The sequence below is a fragment of the Yersinia sp. 2542 StPb PI genome (assembly GCF_048593855.1).
In the GTDB taxonomy this organism is placed as follows: Bacteria; Pseudomonadota; Gammaproteobacteria; order Enterobacterales; family Enterobacteriaceae; genus Yersinia; species Yersinia enterocolitica_E.
The window spans coordinates 1-384 of the sequence record NZ_JAZGQA010000519.1; the positions used below are offsets into that span (position 1 = coordinate 1).

The window sequence follows — 384 nt, forward strand, 5'->3', positions numbered from 1 at the left end:
GCATCATCAAATAATTTATCATCACTACCGACCAGCCAGCAATACGTGCCTGACGCAAAAGAGGGAGAGGCAATTATATTTATATCAGGGCCTAAGTTCTCCTCGTTCTTGCGATAAACTATAGGTATATTTGTTTTACTTCCCCAAGAAGAAACCATTATATCAGTACCATCATCTGATGCATTATCTGAAATACAAATCTCGACATCATCTCTATTATCACATTGAGAAACAATGCTCTCAATTAATTCAGAAAGTAAATCTCTTCGATTATATGTTGGAATTCAAAATGACAATTTAATATTATTCATTTATATAACTCTAAGCCTATACCGTATATTAAAAAACCATCGTATTTATTAAATAACACGCAATTACATGGGA

At 32.6% G+C, this 384-nt stretch carries 1 protein-coding gene; it reads right to left on the reverse strand.

What is annotated here, in order from left to right; translation table 11 throughout:
* A partial coding sequence (locus V1952_RS22580) for a glycosyltransferase family 2 protein (protein ID WP_420075640.1) occupies positions 1–284 on the reverse strand: 284 nt, incomplete at its 3' end.
* Positions 285–384: the final 100 nt, after the last annotated feature.